The sequence below is a fragment of the Nocardia suismassiliense genome, from assembly GCF_900269665.1.
GTDB classification, from domain to species: Bacteria; Actinomycetota; Actinomycetes; order Mycobacteriales; family Mycobacteriaceae; genus Nocardia; species Nocardia suismassiliense.
In genome coordinates, this window is record NZ_LT985361.1 from 7188236 (window position 1) to 7215115 (window position 26880).

Below are 26880 nucleotides of genomic sequence, written 5' to 3' on the forward strand. Positions count from 1 at the left end.
GCGCCAGAAGCTCTCCACCGTCGTCCCGCGGAAGCGACACCGCACCGCCGTCTGTTCGAGTGACCTGACAAGCGCTCACTGCGCACCTCGCTGACGAAAGTTCAATGCCGCCAGCACATCCTGCGAGGTCGGCAGCTCCGCGCCGCGCAAGTCGGCGATCGTCCAAGCCACTCTTATGGCACGGTCGGCCCCGCGTGCCGACATTCGACCGAGTCGCAGCGCCGTCTCGACCGGAGCGAGCGCCTCCCGCGGTAGCCGGAATCGTTGGCGCAGAATATGTCCGGGGACTTCGGCGTTGTTCAGCCAGCCGTACTCCTGCCAACGCCGCACCGCCGCCTGCCGTGCCGCGGCGACCCGCTCGCGCACCACCGCGCTGCTCTCGGCCTCGTCGGTGCTGAAAGCGGCACCGGACTGACCGCGCATCTGCACCCAGATGTCGATGCGATCCATCAGCGGCCCGGACAGTTTCCCGAGGTAGCGGCGCCGGGCGAGCGGCGCGCAGATGCAGTCGACGTCCCGCGCCGGTGCGCACGGGCAGGGGTTGGCCGCGAGCACCAGCTGGAACCGGGCCGGATATCGGGCGACGCCGTCGCGGCGGGCAATGCGAACCTCGCCCTCTTCCAACGGAGTTCGCATCGCCTCCAGCACCTTGGTCCCGATCTCGGCGCATTCGTCGAGGAACAGCACGCCGCGGTGTGCCCTGCTCACCGCGCCCGGCCGTGCGGTACCCGAGCCGCCGCCGACCATCGCGGTCACCGACGTCGAATGGTGCGGCGCGACGAACGGCGGCATCGTGATGAGCGGATGATCCCCGGACAGCACCCCCGCCATCGAATGGATGGCGGTAACCTCCAACGATTCGGACTCCGACAGTGGCGGCAACAGTCCCGGAAGACGTTGCGCCAGCATGGTCTTCCCGATCCCCGGCGGACCGGTGAGCAGCAGATGGTGCCCGCCGGCCGCGGCCACCTCCAGTGCCCATCGGGCCTCGTCCTGCCCGACCACCTCGCTCAGGTCACCACCGGAACGCACCGGATCGGGCAGCTGCCCGTTCGGTTCGGGAAGCGTGCCTTCACCGCGCAACCAGGCCACCACCATGCGCAGGCTAGGCGCCCCGAAAACCTCCACCCCGGTGACCAATCCGGCTTCGGCCATCGCCGCTTCCGGCACCACGACCGCAGGCCACCCCGCATTGCGGGCCGCGATCACGGCGGGCAGGATGCCGCGCACCCGCCGGACCCGGCCGTCCAGCGCGAGCTCACCGAGCAGCACCGTCTTCGCCAGCCGCTCCGACGGAACCGCACCCGACGCGTCGAGCACCGCGATGGCCAGGGCCAGATCGTAAACGCTGCCGATCTTGGGCAGGGTCGCAGGCGAGAGCGCCAGAATCACCCGCCCGTCCGGCCACTTCTCCCCCGAGTTCGCCACGGCCGAGCGCACCCGGTCCCGCGATTCCTGCAGGGCCGTATCCGGCAGGCCGACCAGGTGCACCGAGGGCAGCCCCTGCCCGATATCGGCTTCGATCTCGACGAGCAGTCCGTCCACCCCGGTGACCGCGACCGAATGCGCCCGGCCGAGGGCCATCAGAACACCGCCTGGAGATGGTCGATCTGCGGCTGATGCCCGCGGATCAAAAGCACCGAGACGACGTCGAACCGGATGTGCCGCCACGGCCCGTCCTGCTCGGCCAGCCACAGCAGGGCGAGCCGCCGGATGCGCTGCTGTTTGGTGAAGGTGACCGATTCGGCCGGTATCCCGAATCCGAGCCCGGACCGGGTCTTGACCTCCACGAATGCGGTGACGTCGGCATCCCTGGCGATCAGGTCCAGTTCGCCGTATCTGCATCGCCAGTTTCTGCTGACGATCTCCATCCCCGCGGCCTGCAGGTACCGTGCCGCCAGTTTCTCGCCGTACGCGCCGAGCGCCCTTGTGTCTGTCACTCGGTCAGCGTCCCCGGCCGGGCGCCGCGCCTTCGGGCCTCGACCTGGGCAAAGACAAAACCTGTTGATAGCCGAGGCCCTGTGGACAACTCGCGGTGCACAGGCACCGCGGGCAGTGGGCCGAGCTGGCCGGCTACTCCGGCAGGCGCAGGTCCGGCTTCTCGAGCTCTTCGATGTTGACGTCCTTGAAGGTGATCACTCGGACGTGCTTGACGAAGCGGGCCGGGCGGTACATGTCCCACACCCAGGCGTCGCTCATCCGAACCTCGAAATACACCTCACCGTCGGCGTTTTGCGGGCGCAGCTCCACGGAGTTGGCCAGGTAGAAACGGCGCTCGGTCTCCACCACGTACGAGAACTGACCGACGATGTCTTTGTACTCTCGGTACAGCGAGAGCTCCATCTCGGTTTCGTACTTCTCGAGGTCCTCGGCACTCATCGGGTGGGACGTCCTCCTTCTCGCCGCGTTGCGTCGTGTGCTGACATCATCGCGCATGGGTAGCGCCGGTAGCCACTCGGCTATCCGGACGCACGACTTGGAACTCCTCGGACATCATCGGGTCGACCTCGCCCGCGAGTACCGCGTCGGCCTCCTCGGCCACCGTGGCGACCGGCCGCAGGCCCGCCGCCTCCCGCACATTGCGCCAGGAACGCCGGTGTTCGTCGCTGGGGCCGAGGCGGTTCAACGCGGCGATGTGGTCGGGCGTGTTGTAGCCCTTGTGCGACGCGAAACCGTAGCCGGGGAACCGCGCGTCTAGCTCGACCATCATCCGGTCCCTGGTGACCTTGGCCAGGATGCTGGCGGCGGCGATGCAGGCCGCGGCCGCGTCACCACCGATCACCGGCAGTGACGGCGCCGGAATGCCCGGCACCCGGAAGCCGTCGGTCAGCACATATCCCGGCGTCTGACCGAGTCCGGCGACCGCGCGCCGCATGCCTTCGATATTGGCGACGTGGATGCCGATCGAATCGATCTCCCAGGCCGGGATGACCACCACGTTCCAGGCCAGCGAGAGCCGGGTGATGATCGGATACAACTCTTCCCGGACGGGCTCGGTGAGCTTCTTCGAATCATCGAGCCCGGCCAGCTTGTCATAGGCCTTCGGCGCCAGCAGGCACGCTGCGACGACCAACGGTCCCGCACACGGTCCGCGACCCGCCTCGTCGACGCCGGCCACCGGGCCGAGCCCGCTGCGGATCAATGCCGCTTCCAGCGTGCGCAACCCACTGGCCTTGCGCATCACCACGCGCGGCGGCCACCCATTGCTCTGTACCACTCGACCCTGCCCCACCGTCCAATTATGCTGCGGCCGCTGATGGTCTAGTTTTCCTGGGCGTTTTCCGAACGCACCGGACCGATCCGCCCGGGCGGCCAGATCTTGAAGACGGCCTTGCCGCGCACGTTGTCCACCGGCACGGTGCCTTGGAGTTCGTCCTTGATGTGGGCGCGCGAGTCCCGCGACTCGTTGCGGTTGTCGCCCATCACCCACAGATGCCCCTCGGGCACCTTCACCGGCTTGAACTCGCGCCCGCCACCGGCGCCGAAGGGCTGGCCGGGGGTATACGGGACGATGTAGCGGGCGTACGGCTCGTCCAGCGGCTTGCCGTCGACGATGACCCGGCCCTGCGGATCACAGCATTCGACGGTCTGGCCGCCGACCGCGATCACGCGTTTGACCAGGTCGTTCTCGTCCGGGGGCACCAGGCCGAAGAACGAGAAGAAGTTCTGCACGCCGCGGATGGCGGCGTTGTCCGATCGGATCGACCGATAGGTGTCGTTCCAGGAGGGCGGTCCGACGAATACGACGACGTCGCCCGGCTTCGGATCACCCCAGTAGTAGCTGAGTTTCTGCACGTAGATGCGGTCGCCCGTGCAACCGGCGCAGCCGTGCAGGGTGGTCTCCATCGACTGGGACGGAATCACGTACGGGCGCCCGATGAAAGTGACCATAAGGGCTGCGATCACCGCCGCGATCACGACCAGGATCGGCAGCTCCTGCCAGAACGGTCGCTGTTTGCGCTGCTTTCCGCGCCGCCTGCTGCGCGGACGGTTTCCTTCGTCGTCCGACCCGGACACCGCAATCGACCCGCTTTCGTCTGCCACGCGGACTAGATTAGCCCGCTCATTGGGGGTGCTGCAGTGGAGTACGGCTTCACGTCCACCGCGGCCTGGCGTATCGACCGGATTACCTGCCCGAACAGGCGAATAGCCCGACATCCGGAGATGTCAGGCTATTCGATACAGCTATGCGTGGCGACAAACCACGAAGTGCCGCGCGGGGCGCGACTGGTCAGCTCAGCGCTTTTCCTTGATCTTGGCGGCCTTGCCGCGCAGATCGCGCAGGTAGTACAGCTTGGCGCGACGGACGTCACCGCGGGTGACGACCTCGATGTGGTCGATGTTCGGGGTGTGCACCGGGAAGGTGCGCTCCACGCCGACACCGAACGACACCTTGCGGACCGTGAAGGTCTCGCGGATGCCGCCGCCCTGGCGTCGGATGACGACGCCCTTGAAGACCTGGATGCGCTCCTTCGAGCCTTCGATGACCTTTACGTGCACATTGAGGGTGTCGCCCGGCCGGAAGTCGGGGACGTCGCTGCGCAGCGACTTCTCGTCGACGAAGTCAAGGGTGTTCATTTCCATCCTTATGGGTTCGCGCGAACAGAGGACCCTGGCGGCACATCGCGTGCTCGGCCGGTTCATGCTCCGATTCAAGGGGATGCGCCTGGTCCACGATCACCCAGGGCAACCTGAGTATTGTGCCAGATCAGCGGGTCGCCGGAAAAATCGGCCCCCATGGCTGTACTTCAGCGAGCCAGATCAGGTCGTAACCGACTGATTCAGTCACTCACGATCAGGCGCGTGGACCACCGGCTCGGCGTCCGGTGTGTCCGCCACCGGCTCATGGTCCGAGGAGAACAGGGACAAGTGGTGCCGGTGAGGTGCGGGTGGGGCGGGTACCACGGTGCGGGTCAGCTCGGCTTCGGCGGCGGTGCGGACGTGTTCGACGTCGGGTTTGCCGGCCACCAGGTCTTGGACGAAGATCTTGGCGCGGATGACGGGGCGGCGGTAGCGGCGTTCGCGGACGATGGCGCGGTACATGAGGCGGCGGCGGTCGGCGTAACGCCAGCGGGCCCAGGGGGCGCCCGGCCTGCTGAGCCGGAGCGCACCGACCACGAGCAACGGCAGGAAGAACATGCCGAACAGACCGGTCCAGATCTTGCCCTTGGCGATGACCATGGCGGCGAGCCCGAGGTTGACCACGGCGAAGGCGACCACGAACACCCGGACTTCGATGCTCGGGTCGCTGCGGAAGTCGTTGATGTCCAGCAACCACAGCGGGTGAAAGCCGAGCAGTAGCAACCCGGTTACCGCGAGCGCGACGAACACCGCGTCGACCGAGGTGCGTCCCTGCTCCTCCCAGTACACGTCGCGCAGATAGAAGATCAGCGCGAATTCGTCGAGGGTCAGCGCGGCACCGACACCGAAGGCGGCGGCGAGCACGGCGGCCGTGGTGGTGTCGGCGGTCTGGTACTGGGTGACCATGCCGACGCCGGACGCCAGCACCAGGATCACCCCGAACACCATGTGGTGGATGTGCACCCCGCCGGACCGCACGTTGCCCGGCCACCAGCGCACCTGTTTGCGGATCAGCCGGACGCTGAGCCGGATCAACAGGAAGCCGACGATGAACCCTAGAAGGAAGCACAGCAGCGGGAGCCTGCCCTGCGCGATCACATCCTCACTGAGCCACCGTCGCATGGCCGCCTGAATCCTCCGTCCGAACTACTGCCCGAAACCCGCCCGGCGCAACGCATCCGCCATCGAACCGGTCGGCGCGGGCGCGTTGCGGCGCTGATTGCCACCGCCGCGAGCCTGGCCCTGGTTCCGCTGACCTTGATTGCGGCCCTGCTGGTTCTTGCCCTGCCCATTCTGCCGCTCCGGCGCGCCACCCTTGCGCTCACCTTGGCCACGCTGCCGATTCTCGCCGCGTTCGCCCTTGGCCGCGACGCCCGGCTCGTCGTCCAGCCGCAGCGACAGCCCGATGCGCTGCCTGGCGACGTCGACCTCGAGCACCTTCACCTTGACCACGTCACCGGTGTTCACCACTTCGCGCGGATCCTTGATGAAGTTGTGCGACATCGCGGAGACGTGCACGAGTCCGTCCTGGTGCACACCGATGTCGACGAAAGCGCCGAACGCGGCGACATTCGTGACGACCCCTTCGAGCACCATGCCGGGCTCGAGGTCGGCGACCTTCTCCACGCCCACGGCGAATTCGGCGGTCTTGAACTCGGGTCGCGGGTCGCGGCCCGGCTTCTCGAGCTCGCTGATGATGTCGGTGACGGTCGGCAGACCGAAACGTTCGTCGGTGAACTCGTCGGCGCGCAGCGAGCGCAGCACGGTCGTATTGCCGATGACCTCGGTGATGTCGCGGCCGGTCTTCTGCATGATCCGCCGGACCACCGGGTACGCCTCGGGGTGCACCGCGGAGGTGTCCAGTGGGTCGTCACCGCCGCGAATCCGCAGGAAGCCCGCGCACTGCTCGAACGCCTTCGGCCCGAGCCGTGGCACCTCGAGCAGCGCGGTCCGGCTACGGAACGGCCCGTTCTGATCCCGGTGCGCCACAATGCTTTCCGCCACCGACCCGGCGATGCCGGACACCCGCGACAGCAGCGGCACCGAGGCGGTGTTCACGTCGACACCGACGGCGTTCACCGCGTCCTCGACCACCGCGCCGAGCGAACGCGCCAGCAGCGTCTCGGACACGTCGTGCTGGTACTGGCCGACGCCGATCGACTTCGGATCGATCTTCACCAGCTCGGCCAGCGGGTCCTGCAGGCGGCGCGCGATCGACACCGCGCCGCGCAGCGACACGTCCATGTCGGGCAGTTCCTGGGTGGCGTAGGCGGAAGCGGAGTACACCGACGCGCCCGCCTCGGACACCACGATCTTGGTCGGCTTGTTCTCCGGAATGCGCGAAATGAGCTCGGTGGCAAGGGCATCGGTCTCCCGCGAGGCGGTGCCGTTGCCGATGGCGATGAGCTCGACCCCGAAGCGGGCGACCAGCGCGCCGAGCACGGCGAGGGACTTCTCGGTCTGCCCCTGCGGCTTGTGCGGGTAGATCACCTCGGTGGCGACGGCCTTGCCGGTGGCGTCGACGACGGCCACCTTCACACCGGTCCGGTAGCCGGGGTCCAGACCCATGGTGGTGCGGGTGCCGGCCGGCGCGGCGAGCAGCAGGTCGCGCAGGTTCGCCGCGAACACGTCGACGGCGTCCTTCTCGGCCGCCTGTCGCAGCCGCATCCTGGTGTCGATGCCAAGGCTCACTTGCAGTTTGGTCCGCCACGCCCAGCGCACGGTGTCCAGCAGCCACGTGTCGGCGGCGCGGCCCTTGTCGGCGATGCCGAACTTGATGGCGATGCGGCCTTCGTAGATGGAGCGTTCGCCGGGTTCGAGTTCTTCGGTGTCGGGTTCGAGGTGCAACGACAGCACGTCTTCCTTCTCACCGCGCAGCAGCGCCAGGATGCGGTGCGAGGGCAGCTTGGTGAACGGCTCGTTGAACTCGAAGTAGTCGGCGAACTTGGCGCCGGCCTCCCCCTTGCCCGCACGCACGGTCGACCGGACCTGGCCGCGGTTCCACATCAGCTCGCGCAGCTCACCGACCAGGTCGGCGTCTTCGGCGAACCGCTCGACCAGGATCGACCGCGCGCCGTCGAGTTGCTCGGCGTTGTACTGCGCGGGATCGGTGGCCGGGTCGTTGATCAGCGCGTCGGCGACCGGCTCGTGGCCCGCCTCGCGCGCGATCTGCGCCTTGGTGCGCCGCTTCGGCTTGTACGGCAGGTAGATGTCCTCGAGCCGGGCCTTGGTCTCGGCGAGCATGATCTGCTGGTGCAGCGCGTCGTCGAGTTTGCCCTGGCCGCGGATGGATTCGAGGATGGCGCCGCGGCGCTCGTCGAGCTCGCGGATGTAGTGCAGACGCTCATCGAGCAGGCGCAGCTGCGCATCGTCGAGGCCGCCGGTGACTTCCTTGCGGTATCGCGCGATGAACGGCACGGTCGAGCCGGCGTCGAGTAGCTCGACGGTGGCACGCACCTGGCTTTCCCGCACCGCGAGTTCGTCGGCGATGCGACGGTTCACGCTCGCTTGGCTCGCGACACCGAGGGGCGTCGCGGATGGGAGCACGGCGGGGTCGGACTCTGCACTTACAGTCTCGGGCGCTGTCGTCACGTCCGCAGACACTACCGGGACCACCCGACACGGGACCCGCACCCAGTGGAACCGGGTCGCACGTGCCGTGTCACCGCTGGTCCCGGCCCTCGGCACGACGCGACGAACCAGGCCGAGCACGCTCGGCCTGGTTCGGTAGTTCGCACTGATCGACCCAATTGCCTACGGCAAGATCAATTCCGGGCTGTACATCCGGATGAGCCCGTTGCCGTCCTTGGTGACCTCGGTGAAACTGACATACCGATGTCCCGGCTTCGCCAAGGCCTGGTCCACGGTCAACGGCGGGGAGGGGTACCTGCCGTTGGTGCACGGGAATGGACCGCTGGTTGCGACGTGTTCATCGGTGCCACCGTTGGCGTACGCGTCTTTATCCACGACAGTCACCACCATGGTGCAATTCTTCGAATTGATGGAATCGTTTTTGAAGGTGATTCCACCGAATGCCCTCGGCACCCCGTTCTCGGCATAAATGCAGGACTCCACTTCCGCGGAGCCATCGCTCGTCAAATAAATACCCGAGCACTCGTAGGGGCTGCTGCCCGGCGCCGCGGAGGCGGCTGGTGCGACCATGAGCAGTGGTGCGGCGCTGACGAAAACGCAAGACAGGACACGTGATAACGAACTGATGGACATGCAAGACCTTTCGATATCAGATTTGTCAATCCCCGAAAATGACCTTGTTCCACCATATGTGGATCACCGACAGCTCACATGACCACACTATTCGGGGCATCCGCTACGTTAACGTCTCTCACCAGCAGCGATATCAGACTTCCTGCGGCAAACCGAGGAGCCCGCGCGACAATTCGCGCATCTCCGCCTTGCGAATTTTGCCGGTGACGGTCATCGGAAACTCCTCGACCACGTGCACATAACGCGGAATCTTGAAGTGCGCCAGCTTGCCCGCGCAGAACTCGCGCACGGCCTCGGCGTCCAACGGTGCCGCGCCCTCCCGCATCCGGACCCAGGCCATCAGCTCCTCACCGTATTTCGGGTCGGGCACGCCGATCACCTGCGCATCCAGGATGTCGGGGTGGGTGTAGAGGAACTCCTCGATCTCGCGCGGGTAGACGTTCTCGCCGCCGCGGATGACCATGTCCTTGATCCGGCCGGTGATCGCCAGGTAACCGTCGTCGTCCATCACGCCGATGTCGCCGGTGTGCATCCAACGGGCGGTGTCGATCGCCTCGGTGGTCTTCGCCTGGTCGTTCCAGTAACCGAGCATCACCGAGTAGCCGCGGGTGCAGAGCTCGCCCGGCTCGCCGCGCGGCACCGTGAGACCCGTTGCGGGGTCGACGATCTTGCCCTCGAGGTGCGGGCCGACCCGGCCGACGGTGGCGGTGCGCCGGTCGATGCCGTCGTCGCGGCGGGGCTGGGGGGGCACCGGCGAGGGCTCGGGCATGCCGTAACAGATGCACACCTCGTGCATGCCCATCCGGTCGATGACCCGCTTCATCACCTCGACCGGGCACGGCGAGCCCGCCATGATGCCGGTGCGCAGGCTGGACAGATCCGGTGTGGCGGAATCCAATTCGGTGAGCAGCGCGATGAACATGGTCGGCACGCCGTAGAGCGAGGTGCAGCGTTCGGACTCGACGGCGGCCAGGGTCGCCACCGGATCGAACGCCGGTGCCGGAATCACCACCGCCGCACCGTGACTGGTGCTGGCCAGATTGCCCATGACCATGCCGAAGCAGTGGTAGAACGGCACCGGCACGCAGATCCGGTCCTGTTCGGTGTAGCCGCAGAGTTCGCCGACGAAGAAGCCGTTGTTCAGGATGTTGTGGTGGCTCAGTGTGGCGCCCTTGGGAAAACCTGTTGTCCCCGAGGTGTATTGGATGTTGATCGGGTCGTCGATGGACAGTTCCACGCCCAGCACGGCCAACCGTTCCGCGTCGATCGCGGTGCCGGCCAGTTCATCCCATTCCGGCGTACCGAGCACCAGCACCTGCTCCAGGGCCGGGCAGTTCGGCCGGACCTCCTCGATCATCGCGACATAGTTCGACGTCTTGAACTCCGGCGCCGCGACCAGCACCCGCACACCCGCCTGGCACAGCACGTACTCCAGTTCGCTGGTGCGGTACGCGGGATTGATATTGACCAGGATCGCGCCGATCTTCGCCGTCGCGTACTGCACGAAGAACCATTCGGCGCAGTTGGGCGCCCAGATGCCGACCCGGTCGCCCTTGCCGATACCGCGCGCGGCCAGTCCGGTGGCCAGCGCGTCGATCGCGGCGCCGAGCTCGCGGTAGGTCCAGCGCCGATCGGTGGGCTTGTCCACCAACGCTTCCCGGTCCGGGTAGGCGGCGACGGTGCGGTCGAGATTGCCGCCGATGGTGTCACCGAGCAGTGGGGTCTCCGAGGTGCCGGACGCGTAACTCGGCAGCGACATCACTTGTTTCCCTTCTGCCGCAGCACATATCGCTGCACCTTGCCGCTCGGCGTCTTCGGCAGACTCGCCACGAAGTGCACGGTGCGCGGGTAGGCGTGGGCGGCGAACTTCTTCTTCACCAGATCCTGCAGCTCGGCCTCCAGCTCGACGCTACCTTCGAACCCGTTGCGCAACACCACGAATGCCTCGAGCACCTCGCCGCGCAGTTCGTCGGGCATGCCGACCACCGCCGCCTCGGCGACCTGGTCGTGCAACACCAGCACGCTCTCCACCTCGAACGGGCCGATCCGGTAACCGGCCATGATGATCACGTCGTCGTCGCGGGCGGAGAAGCGGAAGAAGCCGTTCGCGTCCTGTGAGCCGGCGTCGCCGGTGAGGTACCAGCGGCCGTCTGAGGTGTAGCGCTGGGCGGTGCGCTCGGGGGCGTTGAGATAACCGAGAAACCAGAGCAGCGGGCTGTTTTCGGTGTCGATGGCCACCCGGCCGAGCTCGCCGGTGGGCGCGATGGTGTCGCTGTCATCGGACAGCACCGCACACGTCCACCCGGGCAGCGCCCGGCCCATCGAGCCGGCCGGGACCTCGGCGTCGAGCGCCTCGTGCCAGGAGTTGCAGATCAGCATGCCGTGCTCGGTCTGCCCGTAGTGGTCGCGCACGGCGACACCCAGATGTTCCCGTGACCACGCGACGACGTCGGGCGTCAGCGGTTCACCGGCGGACGAGGCTCGCCGCAGTGCGGCATGCATCGACGCGCCTGTGCTGTCGGCGCGCAGCGCGCGATACACCGTCGGGGCGGCGGTGAAGTTGGTGACGCCGAAGCGTTCCAGCACCTGCCAGGTGAGCGTCGGCGAGAACGCGGCGTGCAACAGGATGCTGCGCACACCGCTGGCCAGCGGCGCCATGATCGCCCAGTACAGGCCATAGGCCCAGCCCGGATCGGCCGCGTTCCAGAAGACGTCGTCCGCGCGCACGTCCAGCGCGAACTCCTGATACGCCTGGAACGACGCGAGCGCGCGCAACGGAATCGGCACGCCCTTGGGCGTTCCGGTGGTGCCGCTGGTGAACAGCTCGACCAGCAGACCGTCGCCGCCGATCACCGCCGCCGGTTCGTGCTGCGCGTCTTCGGCGAGCAGATCCAGCATGCCCAGCGTGCCCTCGGGCGCGTCACCGCTGACGATGAGCTGCCACGGCGGGTCCGCGGGCATATCGGGGCCGGGCGCCAGTTTGACCGCTTGATCGGCATCGGCGATGACGACCGAGGCGCCGCTCGCCTCCAGCCGGAACGCGATGGCCGGCGGCGCGAACGCGGTGAACAGCGGAACGTGCACCGCACCGCGACGCCAGATCCCGAGCAACGCCACCACCAGATCGGTGGATTTGCCCATCAATGTCGCTACCCGGTCGCCCTGCTGGATCCCCAGTTGGGCCAGGCCGGTGGCGAAACGCGCCGAACGTTCCCGCAGTTCGCCGTAGGTGAGATCGATCGAGGACAGGTCGCGATCGACGATGGTGAAGGCGATCGCATCCGCCGGATGCCGGTCACACAGCAGGTCCGCCGCGCACGCGTCGGGCCGGTCGTACATGGCCAGCAGTTCGCGCACCCGCGCAGTCAGGTCGGTGCCCATTTCCGCCACTCCTCATCATGATCCAGCTCACCCAATAGGATGTGGGTCACATCGATCACCCACTACCCCCGAAAAGGGGTGAGTCCCATGACCCACAGTTCACTGTTGCGTCCACGCGACGCCGACGCCTTGCGCGCTGAAATCCGCTGGGTAGCGGGCACAGCGCGGGTGCCGGTGGCGTTCGGCGGCGAAGTGCACGGTGATGCACTGCTGCTATCAGAATTCGTCGGCACCCTGACCAACGGCCTGCGCGGACTCTCGGTGCTGCGCACCTCGGGTCTCGGTGGGCGCGTGATGGATTCCGGCCGCCCCGCCTCGGTCTCGGATTACTTCAACACCTCCAGCATCACCCACCACTACGACGGGCCGGTCTCCGGCGAAGGGCTGCGCTCGATCGTCGCCGTGCCGGTGGTGGTCGGCCAGCGCTCGCGCGCGGTGCTCTACGCGGCGACGCGTGGTGCGAGCCCGCTGGGCGATCGCACCGCCGACCTCGTCGTCCAAGCCGGTCGCCGGCTGGCCACCGAGATCGCCATCCGCGATGAGGTGGACCGGCGCCTACGACTGCTCGAGGCGACCAATCCGGCTTCCGACACCGCGCCCGCCATGGCCGAGGAACTGCGCGACATCCACGCCGAACTGCGCGGCATGGTCCACTCGGCCGACGACCACCTGCGCAATCGTCTGCACACCGTCTGCGAACGTCTGACGCGCGTGATGGTCGGCGACCCGGCCACGGACGCACCGCACCTGTCCCGCCGCGAGTTGGACGTGCTCGCCCAGATCGCGCTCGGCTGCACCAATCAGGAAGCCGCCCAACGCCTTTCGGTCGGGCCGGAGACCATCAAGAGCTACCTCCGCAACGCCATGACCAAGCTGGATGCGCACACCCGCCACGAGGCCGTGGTCACCGCACGCCGGCACGGATTGCTGCCGTAGACAGGTGCTCTCGACGCGAGAGCACCTTCGGCGGCGGATTCAGTCGGTGTCGGGAAGCAGGTCCGGGCGGCGGGCGCGGGTGCGCTCGAGCGATTGCTCGTGGCGCCACGCGGCCACCTTGGCGTGGTCGCCGGACAGCAGCACCGAGGGGACCTCGAGGTCGCGCCAGACGACCGGGCGGGTATAGCTGGGACCTTCGAGCAGACCGTCGGAGAACGAATCCTCTTGGTGGGATTGCTGATTGCCGAGAACACCCGGCAGCAGACGGACGACGGCTTCGGTCATGACGAGCACGGCGGCCTCGCCACCGATGAGCACGTAGTCGCCGATGCTGACCTCTTCGACGCGCACTCGGCGGGCGGCGTCGTCGAAGACGCGCTGATCGATGCCTTCGTAGCGGCCGCAGGCGAAAACAAGGTGGTCCTCGGCGGCCCAGCGGTGCGCGGTCTCCTGGGTGAACGGGACACCGGCGGGTGTCGGAACGACCAGCAGCGCGTCGTCGGGGCAGACCTCGTCGAGAGCGTCACCCCAGACCGTCGGCTTCATGACCATGCCCGGACCGCCGCCATACGGCGAATCGTCGACGGACTTGTGCACGTCGTGGGTCCAGCGGCGCAGGTCGTGCACGTCCAGCGCGAGCAGGCCCTTGTCGATTGCCTTGCCCAGCAACGCCGTTCGCAGCGGCTCCAGGTATTCCGGGAAGATCGTGACGACATCGAGTTTCACGCCGACCTCATTCCGGATCGAGGAGTCCTTCGGGCGGATCGATGACGATCAGCCGCTCCGCAAGGGACACCGTTGGCACGATGGCGGTGACGAAGGGAATCAGGATCTCCCGGCCGTCTTCCGCGGCGGTCACCGAAAGCAGTTCTCCCGCAGCGGAATGCAGTACTTCGCGCACGGTGCCGACCACGGTCTCGTCGGTGAGCTGGACGGTCAGCCCCTCGAGTTCGTGGTCGTAGTACTCGTCCGGGTCGTCGGACGGCGGCAGCTCTTCGCTGTCCACCACGAACAGCGTGCCGCGCAACGCGGCGGCCGCGTCCCGGTCGGCGACACCGGCGAGAAACACCAGAAGCCGGCCCGAGTGCTCTCGGGCCGACTCCACGGTGAAGTCGCGGACTTCGGTGGATCGCGGCAGCCGACCGCGCAGCGTGCTGCCCGGCGCGAACCGGGCCGCGGGATCGTCGGTGCGTATCTCGACGACCAGTTCACCGCGCACGCCGTGCGACTTGGCGACCCGTCCTACGACAAGTTCCATCTACTGATCGGTGTCGACCACGTCGACCCGGATGCCCCGGCCGCCGATGCCGGCGACGAGGGTGCGCAGCGCGGTCGCGGTACGACCGCCGCGACCGATCACCTTGCCCAGGTCGTCGGGGTGCACATGCACCTCGACGGTGCGTCCGCGGCGGCCGGTGATCAGCTCGACGCGCACGTCATCGGGATTGGCGACGATGCCGCGAACCAAATGTTCGACGGCATCGGCGACGACAGCGCTCATTACTCGGAGGCCTCAGCAGCGGCGGGCGCCTCGGCGGCCTCTTCCTTCTTGGCGGCCTTCTTCTTCGGGGTGACGGCCTCGTTGGTCGGGGCGTTGTCGGCGGCGGCCAGCGCGGCGTTGAACAGGTCCAGCTTGGAGGTCTTCTCCGCCTTGGTCTTCAGGGTGCCCTCGGTGCCCGGCAGGCCCTTGAACTTCTGCCAGTCGCCGGTGATCTCCAGCAGGCGCTGGACGGGCTCGGTCGGCTGCGCGCCGACACTCAGCCAGTACTGAGCGCGCTCGGAATCGATCTCGATGAGCGACGGCTCTTCCTTCGGGTGGTACAGGCCGATGGACTCGATGGACCGGCCGTCCCGGCGGGTGCGCGCGTCGGCGACGACGATGCGGTACTGCGGGTTGCGGATCTTGCCCAGGCGGGTGAGCTTGATGCGAACAGCCATGCTTGTTCTGCCTCTTTCGTAGGTTGGTCACGGCGCAATTCAGCGACCCGCACGGTCTGCGAGCCCGGTTTAGCGCATGGAGTGTGTGACCGCCGCGCGGTACGTAACCGGAGACGGGCTGACACTTGTCCGGAAGGACGGTTGTTCATTGTGCCAGATGGGTCACCGCCACCAGAAATCGCACCCTGGAGACAGGCGCCTACGGCCGCCGGTAGCGCAGCAGCACCACCCCGGAGTTGAACGGTTGCGTCTCGACCAGGCGCAACGAGGGGATACGCGCAGCGTCGGCGAACAATCGCCGGCCTGTGCCCTGGACCACCGGGTAGACGAACAGACGGTACTCGTCGACCAGATCGGCGGCGATCAGGGCGTGCACCAGCTGGATGCTGCCGGTCGCGACGATGTCCTTGCCCGGCTGCTCGCGCACCGCGTGCAGCTCGTCGATGCCGCGCAGGATCACCGTGTTCTCCCACTCCGGGTCTTCGAGGGTGCTCGTTACGACGTATTTCGTCGACTTGTTCAGGTGGTCGGTGACGCCGGTCGGGTCATCGGTCTGCTTCGGCCAGTACCCGCGCATCTCCTCGAAGGAGACCCGGCCGAACAGCACCGCGTCGGAGTTCGCCATGTGCGTGCCCAGCACCGCCGTGAGGTCGGACTGATCCACCCCGTCGGCGTTGGCCACGGCGAACCAGTCCGCAGCCTCGATCACGCCGTCCAGGGTGATGTTCTCGGTCACTATCAGATCCCGCATCGCTGCTCCTGCCGGTCGGGAATGCGTCTGCTACTGAAGACGTGCCGCGCCAATCGGATTCATCGGTGCCGCGGGTTTTCCGCCGTGCCTCGCGCTCACGTCGCGGGCGGCGCCTCGGCAGTGAGCGCGTGCGTCTTCGTCCATGGCCCGCCCCACCACAGCTGCCAGCCGAGGGTGCGCGCGGTGAGCGTCTCCGCACCGTTCGCAGACAACGTGGACTCGTATTCGCCGGTCCGGCCGATGTCGACCAGCACGAGGTGCCCGCCGGGGCGCAGCACCCGCAGTGCCTCGCGCACGGCGGCGGCCCGGCGCGCAGGGGCTTTGATGTTGTGGATGGCGAGGCTGGAGACGATCACGTCGAACTCGCCGTCGCGGAACGGCAGGGCGGTCATGTCACCGGTGTGTAGTTCGATGCGATCGGCGACATTTTCGGCCACGGCGTTCCGCTCGGTGGTTGCCAAGCTGTTGCCGGACTGGTCGACCGAGCGCCACAGGTCGATGCCGACCGCGCGCCCTTTCGGCAGTCGCTTGGCAGCGGCCAGCAGCACCGCGCCGCGACCGCAGCCGAGGTCGAGCAGGCGCTCGTCGCCGCGCAGCCTGAGATCGTCGAGTAGGCGCTCCCAGGCGCGGAACTTTCCGCGCCGACTCGCGTGGAGAAACAGTGCGAACTGCGCGCCCATAACGAGACCGCCCAGCAGGGTCAGCCACGCCGGTGCGGCATTGCCGACCGCCGCGTTGCCGACGGCGGCCGCGAGAAAGCCGACCGCGAGGACACCCAATGTGAGCATGACCGGCGGCGCGTCGAAGCCGTAGGACGCGCGCCGCGGTGTGGTCGTCGTCACGAACCCAATTCTATCGAGCCCAGAAGTTTTCGCGCCCCAACACTTTTCAGGGCGTTCGATACTCAGCGGACCAGCGGAGCAAGAGTGCGTCCGGCGAGCGCGACCGCGCCGGGCTCGTGACCGTTGGTCACCATGTTCACGATGATGCCCTGCACACCGTGGTCGAGCACCCTGGTCTGCAACTGTTCGGCAACCTCGTCAGGGGTGCCGACGAACTGACGATCAGCGATGGTCTGCTCGCGTTCCTCCTCGGACAACGTGGACAGATCGATATCGATGCCGCGCAAGAAGTCCCGTTGCTGTGCGCGCGCCTGGTCGCCGTCCTCGTCGACCATCAGGAAGCACAGGTAACTGACCTCCAGCGTGGCCGGATCACGGTCGATCTCGGCGCAGCGCTGATGCAGCGCCGCCATCTTCCGCGGCAGCTCCGAGGCATTGCAGATGATGTTGAGGTGGTCGGCATGGCGGGCGGCCAGCGCGAAGGTCTTCTTCTCCCCCGCGCCGCCGAGCATGATCGGCAGATCGTCGCGCAGCCGCGGCTCGTTGATGGCGTCGTCGGTGTGATACCACTTGCCGTCGAAGGTGGAACGCTTGCCGCGCAGCATCGGCTCGATGATCTGCAACGCCTCGCCGAGCCGCTCGAAACGCTCGGTGAAGGTACCGAATTCGAAGCCATAGGACTTGTGCTCGAGCTCGAACCAGCCCGCACCGATGCCGAGAATCGCGCGACCGGCACTGACCAGATCGAGCGTGGTGACGGTCTTCGCGAGCAAAGCCGGATTGCGGTAGGTATTGCCGGTGACCAACGCGGACAATTGAATTCGCTCCGTCGACGCGGCGATTCCGGCCAGCGCGGTATAGGCCTCCAGCATCGGATCTTCGGGTTCACCGAGGCCGGGCAACTGATAGAAATGGTCCATCACGAACACCGTGTCGAACCCCGCCGCCTCGGCCTCCCTGGCCTGCGCGACAACGGTCGGGAACAACTCGCGAACTGGCTGGCCGTAACTGAAGTTGGGCATCTGATAACCGAGGCGAATGCTCATATCCCGTGACCCTACGCGGGCACCCGAGACGCGATCATGATCACGGGAAAATGGTGGCGGTAATCGCACGGCCGCCGATCGACTACCGGTGGCCGGTGACGGGCGTGTGGTCGGCATACAAGCGGCCGCGGAGAATTACCGCATACGGAGTGGTGAGCGTCTCCGGATTACTGCGCGGATCTTCTTGGTAGACAACGAAGTCGGCAGGGGCACCGTGTTCGATGCTGGGACGACCGAGCCACGTGCGGGCGTTCCAGGAGGCGGCGCCGAGCGCGTCGTGCGCGGACAGGCCCGCTCCGGACAGCGCGGTGATCTCATCGGCGATACGACCGTGCCGGATGGAACCGCCCGCGTCGGTGCCGGCGAAGATGGGCACGCCCGCGTCGTGCGCGTTGGCCACGGTGCCGCGGACCCGGCGATGCAGGTCGCGCATGTGCGCGGCATAGGTGGGGAATTTGCCTGCGCTGTCGGCGATTTCGGGGAAGGTGTCGATATTGACGAGGGTCGGCACGAGGGCGGTGCCGTGCTCCACCATCATCTCGATGGTGTCATCGGTGAGGCCGGTGCCGTGCTCGAGGCAGTCGATGCCCGCGTCGATCAGGCCGGGCAGCGCGTCCTCGCCGAAGACGTGAGCGGTGACGCGGGCGCCGTTGGCGTGGGCGGCGGCGATCGCCTCCTTGAGGATGGCGTCGCTCCACAGCGGACGCAGGTCGCCGACGGAGCGATCGATCCAGTCGCCGACGATCTTCACCCAGCCGTCGCCGAAGCGAGCCTGCTCGGCGACGATCTCCGGCAGGTCGCGCTCGTCGTCGAGCTCGATGCCGAGCTCGCGGATGTAGCGGCGCGGGCGGGCGATGTGGCGGCCCGCGCGGATGATCCGCGGCAGTTCCTCGTGGTCATCTATGAATCGGGTGTCGATGGGCGAGCCGGCGTCGCGCAGCAGCAGCGCACCGGCGTCGCGTTCGGTCTCGGCCTGCGCGATGGCGCCGTCGTGATCCTCGTCGCCGCCGCCGTAGCGGATCCCGACGTGGCAGTGCGCGTCGACCAGGCCGGGCACGATCCACCCTGTGCGGCACAGTGTTTCAGCGCCGGGCACCGGTTCGAACGACACCAGCCCGTCCCGCACCCACAGATCGCGGACTTCCTCCCCGGGGAGAACCACACCTCGCAGATGCACAGCAACCTCCAGACGACGTCGGCTGCCTCCAACCTAACGTCCACGCCCCCTGACAGTCACGCATCAACCTCAGTCGACGGCGGCCGCGCCGATAACTGCATGCGCCGAGGGGTCGGCCCAGCGGCGCGAGATGAGGCGCGGCATGCGAAGAGGCGACGCACAGCGGGCCCGCCTGCGAAACGAAACACCGCCCCGCACCGGCGATCTCGGTGCGGGGCGGCGTTCGGGCGTCTACTTCTTCGGGAACTTCAACTTCGACAGGTCGAACCCTTCGAGCCCGGGCGGCAACTGGTCCAGCCCGGCGGGCATGTTGGAGAGGTCCGGCATTCCGGCGGGCATCCCCGGCATCCCCGCGGGCAGGCCGGGCATGCCACCGCGCACCTTCGGCGGCGTGGGGCCGCGGCCACCCTTCTTGCCCTTCTTGCCTTTTTTGTTGTTGGCGCGCCGGGAGCCGGGCATGCCCATCTGACGGCCCATCATCGCCATCATCTTCTTCGCCTCGAAGAAGCGGTCGACGAGCTGGTTGACCTCGGAGACCTGCACGCCGGAGCCGTTGGCGATGCGCAGCCTGCGGGAGGCGTTGATGATCTTCGGGTTGGCCCGTTCGGCCGGGGTCATGCCGCGGATGATGGCCTGCACCCGGTCCAGCGACTTGTCGTCGACGGCGGCGAGCGCGTCCTTCATCTGGCCGGCGCCGGGCAGCATGCCGAGCAGGTTGCCGATCGGGCCCATCTTGCGGATCGCGAGCATCTGATCGAGGAAGTCCTCGAGCGTCATCTCGCCGCTGCCGATCTTGCGGGCGGCTTCCTCGGCCTGTTCCTGGTCGTAGATCTGCTCGGCGTGCTCGATCAGGCTGAGAACGTCGCCCATGCCGAGGATGCGGCTGGCCATCCGGTCCGGGTGGAAGACGTCGAAGTCCTCGAGCTTCTCACCGGTGGAGGCGAACATGATCGGCGCGCCGGTCACCTCGCGCACCGACAGCGCGGCGCCACCGCGGGCGTCGCCGTCGAGCTTGGTGAGCACGACACCGGTGAAGCCGACGCCGTCGCGGAAGGCCTCGGCGGTGCTGACCGCGTCCTGACCGATCATCGCGTCGAGCACGAACAGCGTCTCGTCCGGCTGCACGGCGTCGCGGATGCCCGCGGCCTGACGCATCAGTTCTTCGTCGATGCCGAGGCGACCGGCGGTGTCGACGATGACCACGTCGTACTGCTTGGCGCGGGCCTCTTCGATACCGCCGCGGGCGACCACGACCGGGTCGGCGGCGCTGACACCGAGCGCGTTGTCGCCACCGCCGATGGAGGTGCCGCCGTGCGGGGCGAACACGGGCACACCCGCGCGTTCACCGACCACCTGCAGCTGCGTGACGGCGCCCGGACGCTGCAGGTCGCAGGCCACCAGCAACGGCTGATGTCCTTGTCCCTTCAGCCATTTGGCGAGCTTGCCCGCGAGGGTCGTCTTACCGGCACCCTGCAGACCGGCGAGCATGATCACGGTCGGCGGCGTCTTGGCCAGGGTGATCCGGCGGGTCTCGCCGCCGAGGATCCCGACGAGTTCCTCGTTGACGATCTTGACGACCTGCTGGGCCGGATTCAGCGCCGCGGAGACCTCGGCGCCCTTGGCGCGCTCCTTGATCCGGGCGATGAAACCGCGCACCACAGGCAGCGCGACGTCGGCTTCGAGCAGGGCTAGCCGGATCTCGCGACAGGTGGCGTCGATGTCGGCCGGTGACAGACGCCCCTTACCGCGCAGATCCTTGAGGGCACCGGTAAGCCGGTCGGACAGGGATTCGAACACCGATCGCGCTCCTGATCTCGGGGGACGTCAATTGTCTCCCAGGGTAATGGGATCACCGGCCTGGCCGCGCACGGGGCGGCCCCGCGCATTCGTGCTCTGCGCGAACACGCGAGAAATCGACCGGGCCGCTTCGCTGCCCGGTCGAGGCGTTTCCCACTCGAGCGGCGTGCCTATTCGAGGGAACGGCGACGCGGTTTGACGGTCTTGCGATAGTCGTGATTTTCCTGGGCCACCATGTAGACCGCCTCGCGGGCGGTCAATCCCAGTTCGAGGGCCAGGTCGTCGAGAATGGCCCATTCCGTGGTCGTGGGGATTCGTGAGTTGGCGACCGTGGAGGCGATGGTCATGGCGGTCACAGCCTGTTGTCCGGACAATGTGCGACCCGGTAGCCAGGAAACCACCCAGCGATCTTCGCCGACGCACCGCGCCATATGCGTGGTCTCGTCGCTCGTCATCATCGACGCCGAAACAACTTCAATTGCCACCGACGTGCTCCCCTCATGCTAGCGATAGCCAGACGCTCTGATACTAGAACGTGAGGGGGCCTCGAGATATGGGTTCCAGCAAATCACGTGCAACAGATTGGTTACCGCAGGTACCGGTCAGGAACCGATGATCTCCGGACCCGGCATCCCGTTCTCCGGCTTCTTCGGCGCGGGCCGCGGGACGACGGCGAGCATCGCCTTTTCGATGGCCGCCCGGCGGTCCGGGGTGTCTTCGCTGCCGAGGTCGACGCAGAAGGTGTCGACGACCGCCGAGCCCATGGTCACCACCTTTGCCCAGCGCACGTCGGCTCCGCAGGCCTCCAATGCGGCGGCGAGCCGGCTCAATACGCCGATCCGGTCCTCGGCGCGCAGCTCGAGCAGCACCTGACCGGGCACCGAGGTGCCGGACCAGAGCACCCTCGGTTGCGCTTGGGCGTACTGGCCGGGTCCGATGCCACCGGCCTCGCGCTCGCGCTTCGTCAGCACGGCTGCGACGTCCAAGTCACCGGCGATGGCGCGGATGAGTTCCTGGCGCAACAGTCCGGCATCCGGCGGGTCACCGAACTTCGGCGACACCACGAAGGTGTCGATGGCGGAGTCGCCTTCGACGCCGAGCGAGGCCGACAGCACCCGCAACGAGTGCAGCGCGAGCACCCCGGCGGCGTCGGAGAGCAGGCCCGCGGCGTCGGGCGCGATCACCGTGACCGTGTAGATGTATTTGCCCTCGCCCGGCTTCAATTCGACGTGCACGCCGCCCGACGCGGCCTTGGCGACCAGTTCCGGCGCGATCGGTTCGGGCTCGGGTAGTTCGCCGCCGGCCATCACCAGACGACAGCGCCGCACGAGGTCGCCGATGAGCGAGGCCTTCCAGTCGCCCCAGACACCGGGGCCGGTGGCCAGCGAATCCGCCTCGGCCAGAGTGTGCAGCAGTTCCAGCAGTTCCGGGTCGCCGTCGAGCAGGTCGACCACACGCTGGACGGTTGCCGGGTCGGCCAGGTCGCGGCGGGTCGCGGTGTCCGGGAGCAGCAGGTGATGGCGCACCATGGCGCTGAGCGTGCGCACATCCGACGGCCAGAGGCCGAGCCGACGGCCGATGTGGGTGGCCAGTTCCGCGCCGACGACGCTGTGGTCGCCCGCGCGACCCTTGCCGATGTCGTGCAGCAGCGCGCCGAGGGCGAGCAGGTCCGGCCGGGCGACGCGGGTGCTCATCGCGCTGGCGTAGGACACCGTCTCCATCAGATGACGGTCGACGGTCCAGGTGTGCAGCGCGTCGCGTGGTGGCAGGTCGCGGACGGCGCCCCATTCCGGAAGTAGCCTGCCCCACAGGCCCGTTCGGTCGAGTGCCTCGATCGCGTCGATGGCGCCGCGGCCCGCGCCCAGCAGCACCAGCAGGTCGTTGAGTGCGTCCTTGGGCCACGGCTCGCGCAGTTCGGGGGCGTCTTCGGAGAGCCGGTTCAGCGTAGTGGCCGACATCGGCAGGCCGGTCTGCGCCGAGGCGGACGCCACCCGCAGGATCAGCCCGGGGTCGCGCTGCGGCCGCGCGTCCCTGGCCAGCACCACCTCGCCCGCGTGCTCGACCACCCCCTCATCGAGTGGTCGGCGCACCGGCATGCGGCGCAGCCGAGCCAGCCCGCGGCGCGGCAACGCGTTTGCCGCGGTACGCAATCCGACGTCCACCGAGTAGCTCACCGTGCGCGCGGAATCGCTGAGCGTGCGCGCCAGATCGAATCGGTCGCCGATGCGCAGCGCCGCGCCGATCTCGTCGGCATCCTGGGCGCGCAGCTGGTCCCGGGCTCGACCGGCCACCCGGTGCAGCTCGGTGCGAACATCCAGCAAACGCCGATGTGCTTGGCGCAGACCACCTCCGGGCACCTCGGGACCGAGTCCCGGCATGGCGTCGGTCAATTGGGCGATGGCGAGGGCGTCGAGCAGCTGGATGTCGCGCAGGCCGCCGCGCCCGTTCTTCAGGTCGGGTTCGGCGCGGTGCGCGATCTCGCCGCTGCGCTGCCAGCGCGCCTCGGCCTGGGCGATCAGCTCGTCGAACCGGGTGCGGATGCCGGTCCGCCATTCCCGGCGCACCCCGCCGATCAGCAGACCGCTCAGATCCTGGTCGCCGACGATGTGCCTGGCCTCCAGCATGCCGAGCGCGGCGATGAGATCGTCGGACGCCACCCGCAGCGCCTGCGGCACGGTGCGCACGCTGTGATCGAGCTTGATGTGGGCGTCCCACAGCGGATACCAGAGCTGATCGGCGACCTCGGCGACCCTGGCCGGGTCCACGTCGTCGTGCAGCAGCACCAGGTCCAGATCGGAGTACGGCAGCATCTCCCGGCGGCCGAGCCCGCCCACCGCGACGACGGCGAGCCCGCTGTCCCTGGTGATGCCGAGTTCGGTGCCTTTACTGGTCAGCCACAGTTCGTAGAGGTCGACCAGGGCTTGCCGCAGGGACTCGGCATCGAGGCGCGGATTGCGCGGCATGCCGCCGTCGAGCAGTTGGGTTCGAGCGCGGACCAGATCGGCCGCTCCATTGGATACCTTGCCGCCGTTGCCGTCCCCGGCCACCGTTCGGTCACCGCCGTGCTCGTCACTACCCACAACCCACCGCCCATCCATGCGCTGCGGCCCCGCCCCGACCGGTACGCCGGTGGGAGGCGGGGCCGCCGCTCGATCGATATCTGTCCTACAGAGCGTCGGTACCGCGTTCGCCGGTCCGCACTCGGATGATCGTGTCGACCGGAGTCACCCAGACCTTGCCGTCACCGATCTTGCCGGTGCGCGAGGCCTCCACGATCACCTCGACGACCTTCTCCACAGACGCGTCGTCGACGACCACCTCTACCCGCACCTTGGGCACGAAATCCACGGAGTACTCCGCACCGCGGTAGACCTCGGTGTGCCCCTTCTGGCGGCCGTAACCCTGGACTTCGCTGACAGTCATGCCGAGCACGCCCGCCTGCTCGAGCCCGGTCTTGACGTCCTCGAGTGTGAACGGTTTGACGATTGCGGTGATCAGTTTCATGTTCGTCATGCCTCCTTGACGGCCGAACGTGCCGTGTTGCCCACAGCGGCGAAATCGTAGGCGGTTTCCGCGTGCTCGGACTCGTCCAAGCCCACCGACTCGGCTTCGTCGCTCGCGCGCAGCCCAATGGTGAACTTCACGATATAGGCAATGATCAGGCTGGCGATGAAGGAGAAGGCAAGCACCACACCGGCGCCCACCGCCTGACGCCACAGCTGGTCGATGCCGCCGCCGTAGAACAGGCCGGTCTTGGCCGCACCGGTCTCGGGCGCGGCGACCAGGCCGATCATCAAGGTGCCGACGATGCCGCCGACCAGGTGCACGCCGACCACGTCGAGCGAGTCGTCGAAGCCGAACTTGTACTTCAGGCCTACCGCCAGGGCACACAGCGCGCCGGCGACGCCACCGATGGCGAGCGCGCCGAGCACGTTCACCGAGGAGCAGGCCGGGGTGATGGCGACCAGACCGGCCACGATGCCCGAGGCCGCGCCGAGCGAGGTCGGCTTACCGTCGCGGAACTTCTCCACCAGGATCCAGGCCAGCAGGCCCGCCGCCGTCGCGATGGCGGTGATGATGAAGGTGGAGCCGGCCAGGCCGCCCGAGGTGAGCGCGGAGCCCGCGTTGAAGCCGAACCAGCCGAACCACAGCAGACCGGCGCCGAGCATGACGAACGGCAGGTTGTGCGGGCGGAACGGGGTGGTCGGCCAGCCCTTGCGCTTGCCGAGCACCAGCACGAGCGCGAGCGCGGCGGCACCGGCGTTGATGTGCACCGCGGTACCACCGGCGAAGTCGACCGCCATCAGCTTGTTGGCGATCCAGCCGCCCTCGTGGACGACGTTGCCGTCGGCGTCCTTGGCGTCGAAGTCGAAGACCCAGTGCGCGACCGGGAAGTAGACGACGGTGACCCAGATGCCGGCGAACAGCAGCCAGGAACCGAACTTCAGGCGGTCGGCGACCGCGCCCGAGATGAGGGCAACCGTGATGATGGCGAACATCAGCTGGAACGCGACGAACACCGTCATCGGAATCGTGCCGAGTAGCGGAATGTCGGTGGCCGCCGTGGTGACGGTGCCACTCGCGTCCTTGACCTCGGCTACCGCGTTACCGCCGATCAATCCCTTCAGTCCGAAGAACTGAGCGGGATCGCCGATAACGCCGAACTTGTTGTCACCGAAAGCCATCGAGTATCCGTACAGCGACCAGAGCACGCCGACGAGGCCCATGGCGCTGACGCTCATCATGATCATGTTCAGCACGTTCTTCGACCGGACCATGCCGCCGTAGAAGAATGCCAGACCGGGCGTCATCAACAATACGAGCGCTGAGCTCGCCAGCATCCATGCGGTGTCACCGGTGTCCGGTGCACCGGTAAGGGGAAATGCCACCTTGAAGTCCTCCTCATCTCGGGCCCTGCCGACTCCGGCAAATGGACCTGCACAGAAGGGTCCTCACTTGGTGTTTCATCCACAGAGCTGGCGTGTTTCGCCTGCGTGAACGGATGGGCCAGTTGTGTTGCTTCCACGTTTCGTGGTTTACCGGGCAAGTTTTCGCGCCGGTCGGAAGGTGACTCCGGACAAAAGGGATTTGCGGCTACTGGCGAGTAGAGCTAGCAAACATTCCGTTTGCGATGCGTTTGGCCGCAAACACCACGGGCGCGGAGAAATATTTCGTCGCGGGTGCGGGTCATCCGATGATTCACTGCGCCGAGGGTGGATTACGGCGGAACTCTCACGCAGGATCGCGACGACGCCCGGTAGTGGACTCCCCTACCGGGCGCTGACAGTGTGACTCAGCCGAGCAGTGCGTCCACGAACGCGCCGGGTTCGAAGGGGGCCAGGTCGTCGGCGCCCTCACCGAGGCCGACCAGTTTCACCGGGACACCGAGCTCGTGCTGGACCTGGAAGACGATGCCGCCCTTGGCGGTGCCGTCGAGCTTGGTGAGGACCACGCCGGTGATGTCGACCACCTCGGCGAAGACGCGGGCCTGCATCAGGCCGTTCTGGCCGACGGTCGCGTCGAGCACCAGCAGCACCTCGTCGACGGCGGCCTTCTTCTCTACGACGCGCTTGACCTTGCCGAGCTCGTCCATCAGGCCGGTCTTGGTGTGCAGGCGGCCCGCGGTGTCGATGAGGACGGCGTCGACGCCGCGCTCGATGCCCGCGGTGACCGCGTCGAAGGCGACGGCGGCCGGGTCGGCGGACTCCTTGCCGCGGATGGTGTCGGCGCCGACGCGCTCACCCCAGGTCTGCAGTTGGTCGGCGGCGGCGGCGCGGAAGGTGTCGGCCGCGCCGAGCAGCACGCGGCGGCCGTCGGCGACGAGCACGCGCGCGAGTTTGCCGGTGGTGGTGGTCTTTCCGGTGCCGTTGACGCCGACGACGAGCAGGATCGACGGGTGGTCGGCGTGCGGGAGGGCGCGGATCGAGCGGTCGAGTTCCGGGCGCAGCGCCTCGATCAGCACGTCGCGCAGCACCGCGCGGGCCGCCTCGGGGGTGCGGACACTGCGGGAAGCCATCTCGGCGCGCAGCCGGGCCACCACTGCGGCCGTGCTCGCGGTGCCGAGGTCGGCGAGCACCAGGGTGTCCTCGACCTCTTCCCACGACTCGTCGTCGAGGTCGCCGCCGCCGAGCAGGCCGAGCAGGCTCTTGCCGACCGCGTTCTGGGAGCGGGACAGGCGGCCGCGCAGGCGGACGAGGCGGCCTGCGG

At 67.7% G+C, this 26880-nt stretch carries 26 protein-coding genes; 1 reads left to right on the plus strand and 25 read right to left on the minus strand.

What is annotated here, in order from left to right; all coding sequences use genetic code 11:
* Positions 1-75: 75 nt before the first annotated feature.
* From DBO33_RS32055 to DBO33_RS32105, 11 genes are all read right to left on the minus strand, one after another.
* Entirely contained in the window at positions 76-1584 is a 1509-nt protein-coding gene (locus DBO33_RS32055; RefSeq protein WP_107658380.1) for a YifB family Mg chelatase-like AAA ATPase, read from the minus strand.
* Positions 1584-1940 carry a YraN family protein gene (locus tag DBO33_RS32060; protein WP_107658381.1) on the minus strand — a complete coding sequence of 119 codons (357 nt, stop codon included), beginning with the start codon at positions 1938-1940 and terminating at the stop codon, positions 1584-1586. Before DBO33_RS32060 ends, DBO33_RS32055 begins: the two co-directional genes overlap by 1 nt.
* Positions 1941-2073: 133 nt before the next feature.
* A complete protein-coding gene (locus DBO33_RS32065; RefSeq protein WP_011210678.1) occupies positions 2074-2379 on the minus strand; it encodes a DUF2469 domain-containing protein in 306 nt (101 codons plus the stop codon).
* Positions 2380-2425: 46 nt separating this feature from the next.
* Positions 2426-3181 carry a ribonuclease HII gene (locus DBO33_RS32070; RefSeq protein ID WP_107660778.1) on the minus strand — a complete coding sequence of 252 codons (756 nt, stop codon included), beginning with the start codon at positions 3179-3181 and terminating at the stop codon, positions 2426-2428.
* A gap of 80 nt (positions 3182-3261) precedes the next feature.
* Positions 3262-4044: a signal peptidase I gene (lepB, locus tag DBO33_RS32075; protein ID WP_407670555.1), complete on the minus strand. Its 783-nt coding sequence runs from the start codon at positions 4042-4044 to the stop codon at positions 3262-3264.
* 192 nt (positions 4045-4236) lie between these two features.
* The gene (gene rplS, locus DBO33_RS32080) at positions 4237-4578 is read right to left on the minus strand and encodes a 50S ribosomal protein L19 (protein ID WP_029893064.1); all 342 of its coding nucleotides are present in this window, start codon (positions 4576-4578) and stop codon (positions 4237-4239) included.
* A 207-nt stretch (positions 4579-4785) separates the two neighbouring features.
* On the minus strand, positions 4786-5703 hold the full coding sequence (locus DBO33_RS32085) for a hypothetical protein (RefSeq protein WP_107658382.1): 918 nt from the start codon (positions 5701-5703) through the stop codon (positions 4786-4788).
* A gap of 24 nt (positions 5704-5727) precedes the next feature.
* Complete coding sequence (locus DBO33_RS32090; protein WP_107658383.1) at positions 5728-8127, minus strand: Tex family protein; 2400 nt, start codon at positions 8125-8127, stop codon at positions 5728-5730.
* A 207-nt stretch (positions 8128-8334) separates the two neighbouring features.
* Positions 8335-8562, minus strand: a complete 228-nt coding sequence (locus DBO33_RS43195) for a hypothetical protein (RefSeq protein WP_159080642.1) — start codon at positions 8560-8562, stop codon at positions 8335-8337.
* A 376-nt stretch (positions 8563-8938) separates the two neighbouring features.
* Positions 8939-10564, minus strand: a complete 1626-nt coding sequence (locus tag DBO33_RS32100; RefSeq protein ID WP_107658385.1) for an AMP-binding protein — start codon at positions 10562-10564, stop codon at positions 8939-8941.
* Positions 10564-12186, minus strand: coding sequence for an AMP-binding protein (locus tag DBO33_RS32105; protein ID WP_107658386.1), 1623 nt, complete (start codon positions 12184-12186; stop codon positions 10564-10566). The genes DBO33_RS32100 and DBO33_RS32105 overlap by 1 nt, the downstream gene beginning before the upstream one ends.
* Before the next feature lie 87 nt (positions 12187-12273).
* On the opposite strand from DBO33_RS32105, the gene DBO33_RS32110 reads away from it, so the two are divergent.
* Positions 12274-13122 carry a LuxR C-terminal-related transcriptional regulator gene (locus DBO33_RS32110; RefSeq protein WP_107658387.1) on the plus strand — a complete coding sequence of 283 codons (849 nt, stop codon included), beginning with the start codon at positions 12274-12276 and terminating at the stop codon, positions 13120-13122.
* A 39-nt stretch (positions 13123-13161) separates the two neighbouring features.
* Here DBO33_RS32110 and trmD read toward each other — a convergent pair whose 3' ends face one another.
* The 14 genes from trmD to ftsY form a co-directional block, all read right to left on the minus strand.
* On the minus strand, positions 13162-13848 hold the full coding sequence (gene trmD / locus DBO33_RS32115) for a tRNA (guanosine(37)-N1)-methyltransferase TrmD (protein WP_107658388.1): 687 nt from the start codon (positions 13846-13848) through the stop codon (positions 13162-13164).
* A 7-nt stretch (positions 13849-13855) separates the two neighbouring features.
* Complete coding sequence (gene rimM / locus DBO33_RS32120; protein ID WP_107658389.1) at positions 13856-14380, minus strand: ribosome maturation factor RimM; 525 nt, start codon at positions 14378-14380, stop codon at positions 13856-13858.
* Entirely contained in the window at positions 14381-14623 is a 243-nt protein-coding gene (locus tag DBO33_RS32125; protein WP_011210690.1) for an RNA-binding protein, read from the minus strand.
* Positions 14623-15060 carry a 30S ribosomal protein S16 gene (rpsP, locus tag DBO33_RS32130; RefSeq protein ID WP_107658390.1) on the minus strand — a complete coding sequence of 146 codons (438 nt, stop codon included), beginning with the start codon at positions 15058-15060 and terminating at the stop codon, positions 14623-14625. The genes DBO33_RS32125 and rpsP overlap by 1 nt, the downstream gene beginning before the upstream one ends.
* Before the next feature lie 199 nt (positions 15061-15259).
* A complete protein-coding gene (locus DBO33_RS32135) occupies positions 15260-15811 on the minus strand; it encodes a dihydrofolate reductase family protein (protein WP_107658391.1) in 552 nt (183 codons plus the stop codon).
* Positions 15812-15906: 95 nt separating this feature from the next.
* A complete protein-coding gene (locus DBO33_RS32140) occupies positions 15907-16653 on the minus strand; it encodes a class I SAM-dependent methyltransferase (protein ID WP_107658392.1) in 747 nt (248 codons plus the stop codon).
* A gap of 62 nt (positions 16654-16715) precedes the next feature.
* On the minus strand, positions 16716-17699 hold the full coding sequence (locus DBO33_RS32145; RefSeq protein ID WP_107658393.1) for an LLM class F420-dependent oxidoreductase: 984 nt from the start codon (positions 17697-17699) through the stop codon (positions 16716-16718).
* A gap of 82 nt (positions 17700-17781) precedes the next feature.
* Complete coding sequence (locus DBO33_RS32150; RefSeq protein ID WP_107658394.1) at positions 17782-18876, minus strand: amidohydrolase family protein; 1095 nt, start codon at positions 18874-18876, stop codon at positions 17782-17784.
* Between the two features lie 231 nt (positions 18877-19107).
* Positions 19108-20673: a signal recognition particle protein gene (gene ffh / locus DBO33_RS32155; RefSeq protein WP_107658395.1), complete on the minus strand. Its 1566-nt coding sequence runs from the start codon at positions 20671-20673 to the stop codon at positions 19108-19110.
* Between the two features lie 170 nt (positions 20674-20843).
* Positions 20844-21158 (minus strand): hypothetical protein, encoded by a 315-nt coding sequence (locus tag DBO33_RS32160; RefSeq protein WP_308633306.1) that lies wholly within the window; start codon positions 21156-21158, stop codon positions 20844-20846.
* Between the two features lie 117 nt (positions 21159-21275).
* Positions 21276-23753, minus strand: coding sequence for a [protein-PII] uridylyltransferase (locus DBO33_RS32165; protein WP_407670556.1), 2478 nt, complete (start codon positions 23751-23753; stop codon positions 21276-21278).
* 85 nt (positions 23754-23838) lie between these two features.
* On the minus strand, positions 23839-24177 hold the full coding sequence (locus tag DBO33_RS32170) for a P-II family nitrogen regulator (RefSeq protein WP_107660780.1): 339 nt from the start codon (positions 24175-24177) through the stop codon (positions 23839-23841).
* A 5-nt stretch (positions 24178-24182) separates the two neighbouring features.
* Positions 24183-25562: an ammonium transporter gene (locus DBO33_RS32175; protein WP_325050761.1), complete on the minus strand. Its 1380-nt coding sequence runs from the start codon at positions 25560-25562 to the stop codon at positions 24183-24185.
* A gap of 404 nt (positions 25563-25966) precedes the next feature.
* On the minus strand, positions 25967-26880 hold a 914-nt coding region (gene ftsY / locus DBO33_RS32180; RefSeq protein ID WP_199856821.1), incomplete at its 5' end, for a signal recognition particle-docking protein FtsY.

Bases quoted from the DNA above. Each gene is read 5' to 3' on its own strand.
- rimM (WP_107658389.1), bottom strand. From the start codon at position 14,380: ATGGAACTTGTCGTAGGACGGGTCGCCAAGTCGCACGGCGTGCGCGGT.
- DBO33_RS32100 (WP_107658385.1), bottom strand. From the start codon at position 10,564: ATGTCGCTGCCGAGTTACGCGTCCGGCACCTCGGAGACCCCACTGCTC.
- DBO33_RS32170 (WP_107660780.1), bottom strand. From the start codon at position 24,177: ATGAAACTGATCACCGCAATCGTCAAACCGTTCACACTCGAGGACGTC.
- DBO33_RS32105 (WP_107658386.1), bottom strand. From the start codon at position 12,186: ATGGGCACCGACCTGACTGCGCGGGTGCGCGAACTGCTGGCCATGTAC.
- DBO33_RS32135 (WP_107658391.1), bottom strand. From the start codon at position 15,811: ATGCGGGATCTGATAGTGACCGAGAACATCACCCTGGACGGCGTGATC.
- DBO33_RS32055 (WP_107658380.1), bottom strand. From the start codon at position 1,584: ATGGCCCTCGGCCGGGCGCATTCGGTCGCGGTCACCGGGGTGGACGGA.
- DBO33_RS43195 (WP_159080642.1), bottom strand. From the start codon at position 8,562: ATGGTGGTGACTGTCGTGGATAAAGACGCGTACGCCAACGGTGGCACC.
- DBO33_RS32085 (WP_107658382.1), bottom strand. From the start codon at position 5,703: ATGCGACGGTGGCTCAGTGAGGATGTGATCGCGCAGGGCAGGCTCCCG.
- DBO33_RS32065 (WP_011210678.1), bottom strand. From the start codon at position 2,379: ATGAGTGCCGAGGACCTCGAGAAGTACGAAACCGAGATGGAGCTCTCG.
- rpsP (WP_107658390.1), bottom strand. From the start codon at position 15,060: ATGGCTGTTCGCATCAAGCTCACCCGCCTGGGCAAGATCCGCAACCCG.
- DBO33_RS32110 (WP_107658387.1), top strand. From the start codon at position 12,274: ATGACCCACAGTTCACTGTTGCGTCCACGCGACGCCGACGCCTTGCGC.
- rplS (WP_029893064.1), bottom strand. From the start codon at position 4,578: ATGAACACCCTTGACTTCGTCGACGAGAAGTCGCTGCGCAGCGACGTC.
- DBO33_RS32145 (WP_107658393.1), bottom strand. From the start codon at position 17,699: ATGAGCATTCGCCTCGGTTATCAGATGCCCAACTTCAGTTACGGCCAG.
- DBO33_RS32125 (WP_011210690.1), bottom strand. From the start codon at position 14,623: ATGAGCGCTGTCGTCGCCGATGCCGTCGAACATTTGGTTCGCGGCATC.
- DBO33_RS32070 (WP_107660778.1), bottom strand. From the start codon at position 3,181: ATGCGCAAGGCCAGTGGGTTGCGCACGCTGGAAGCGGCATTGATCCGC.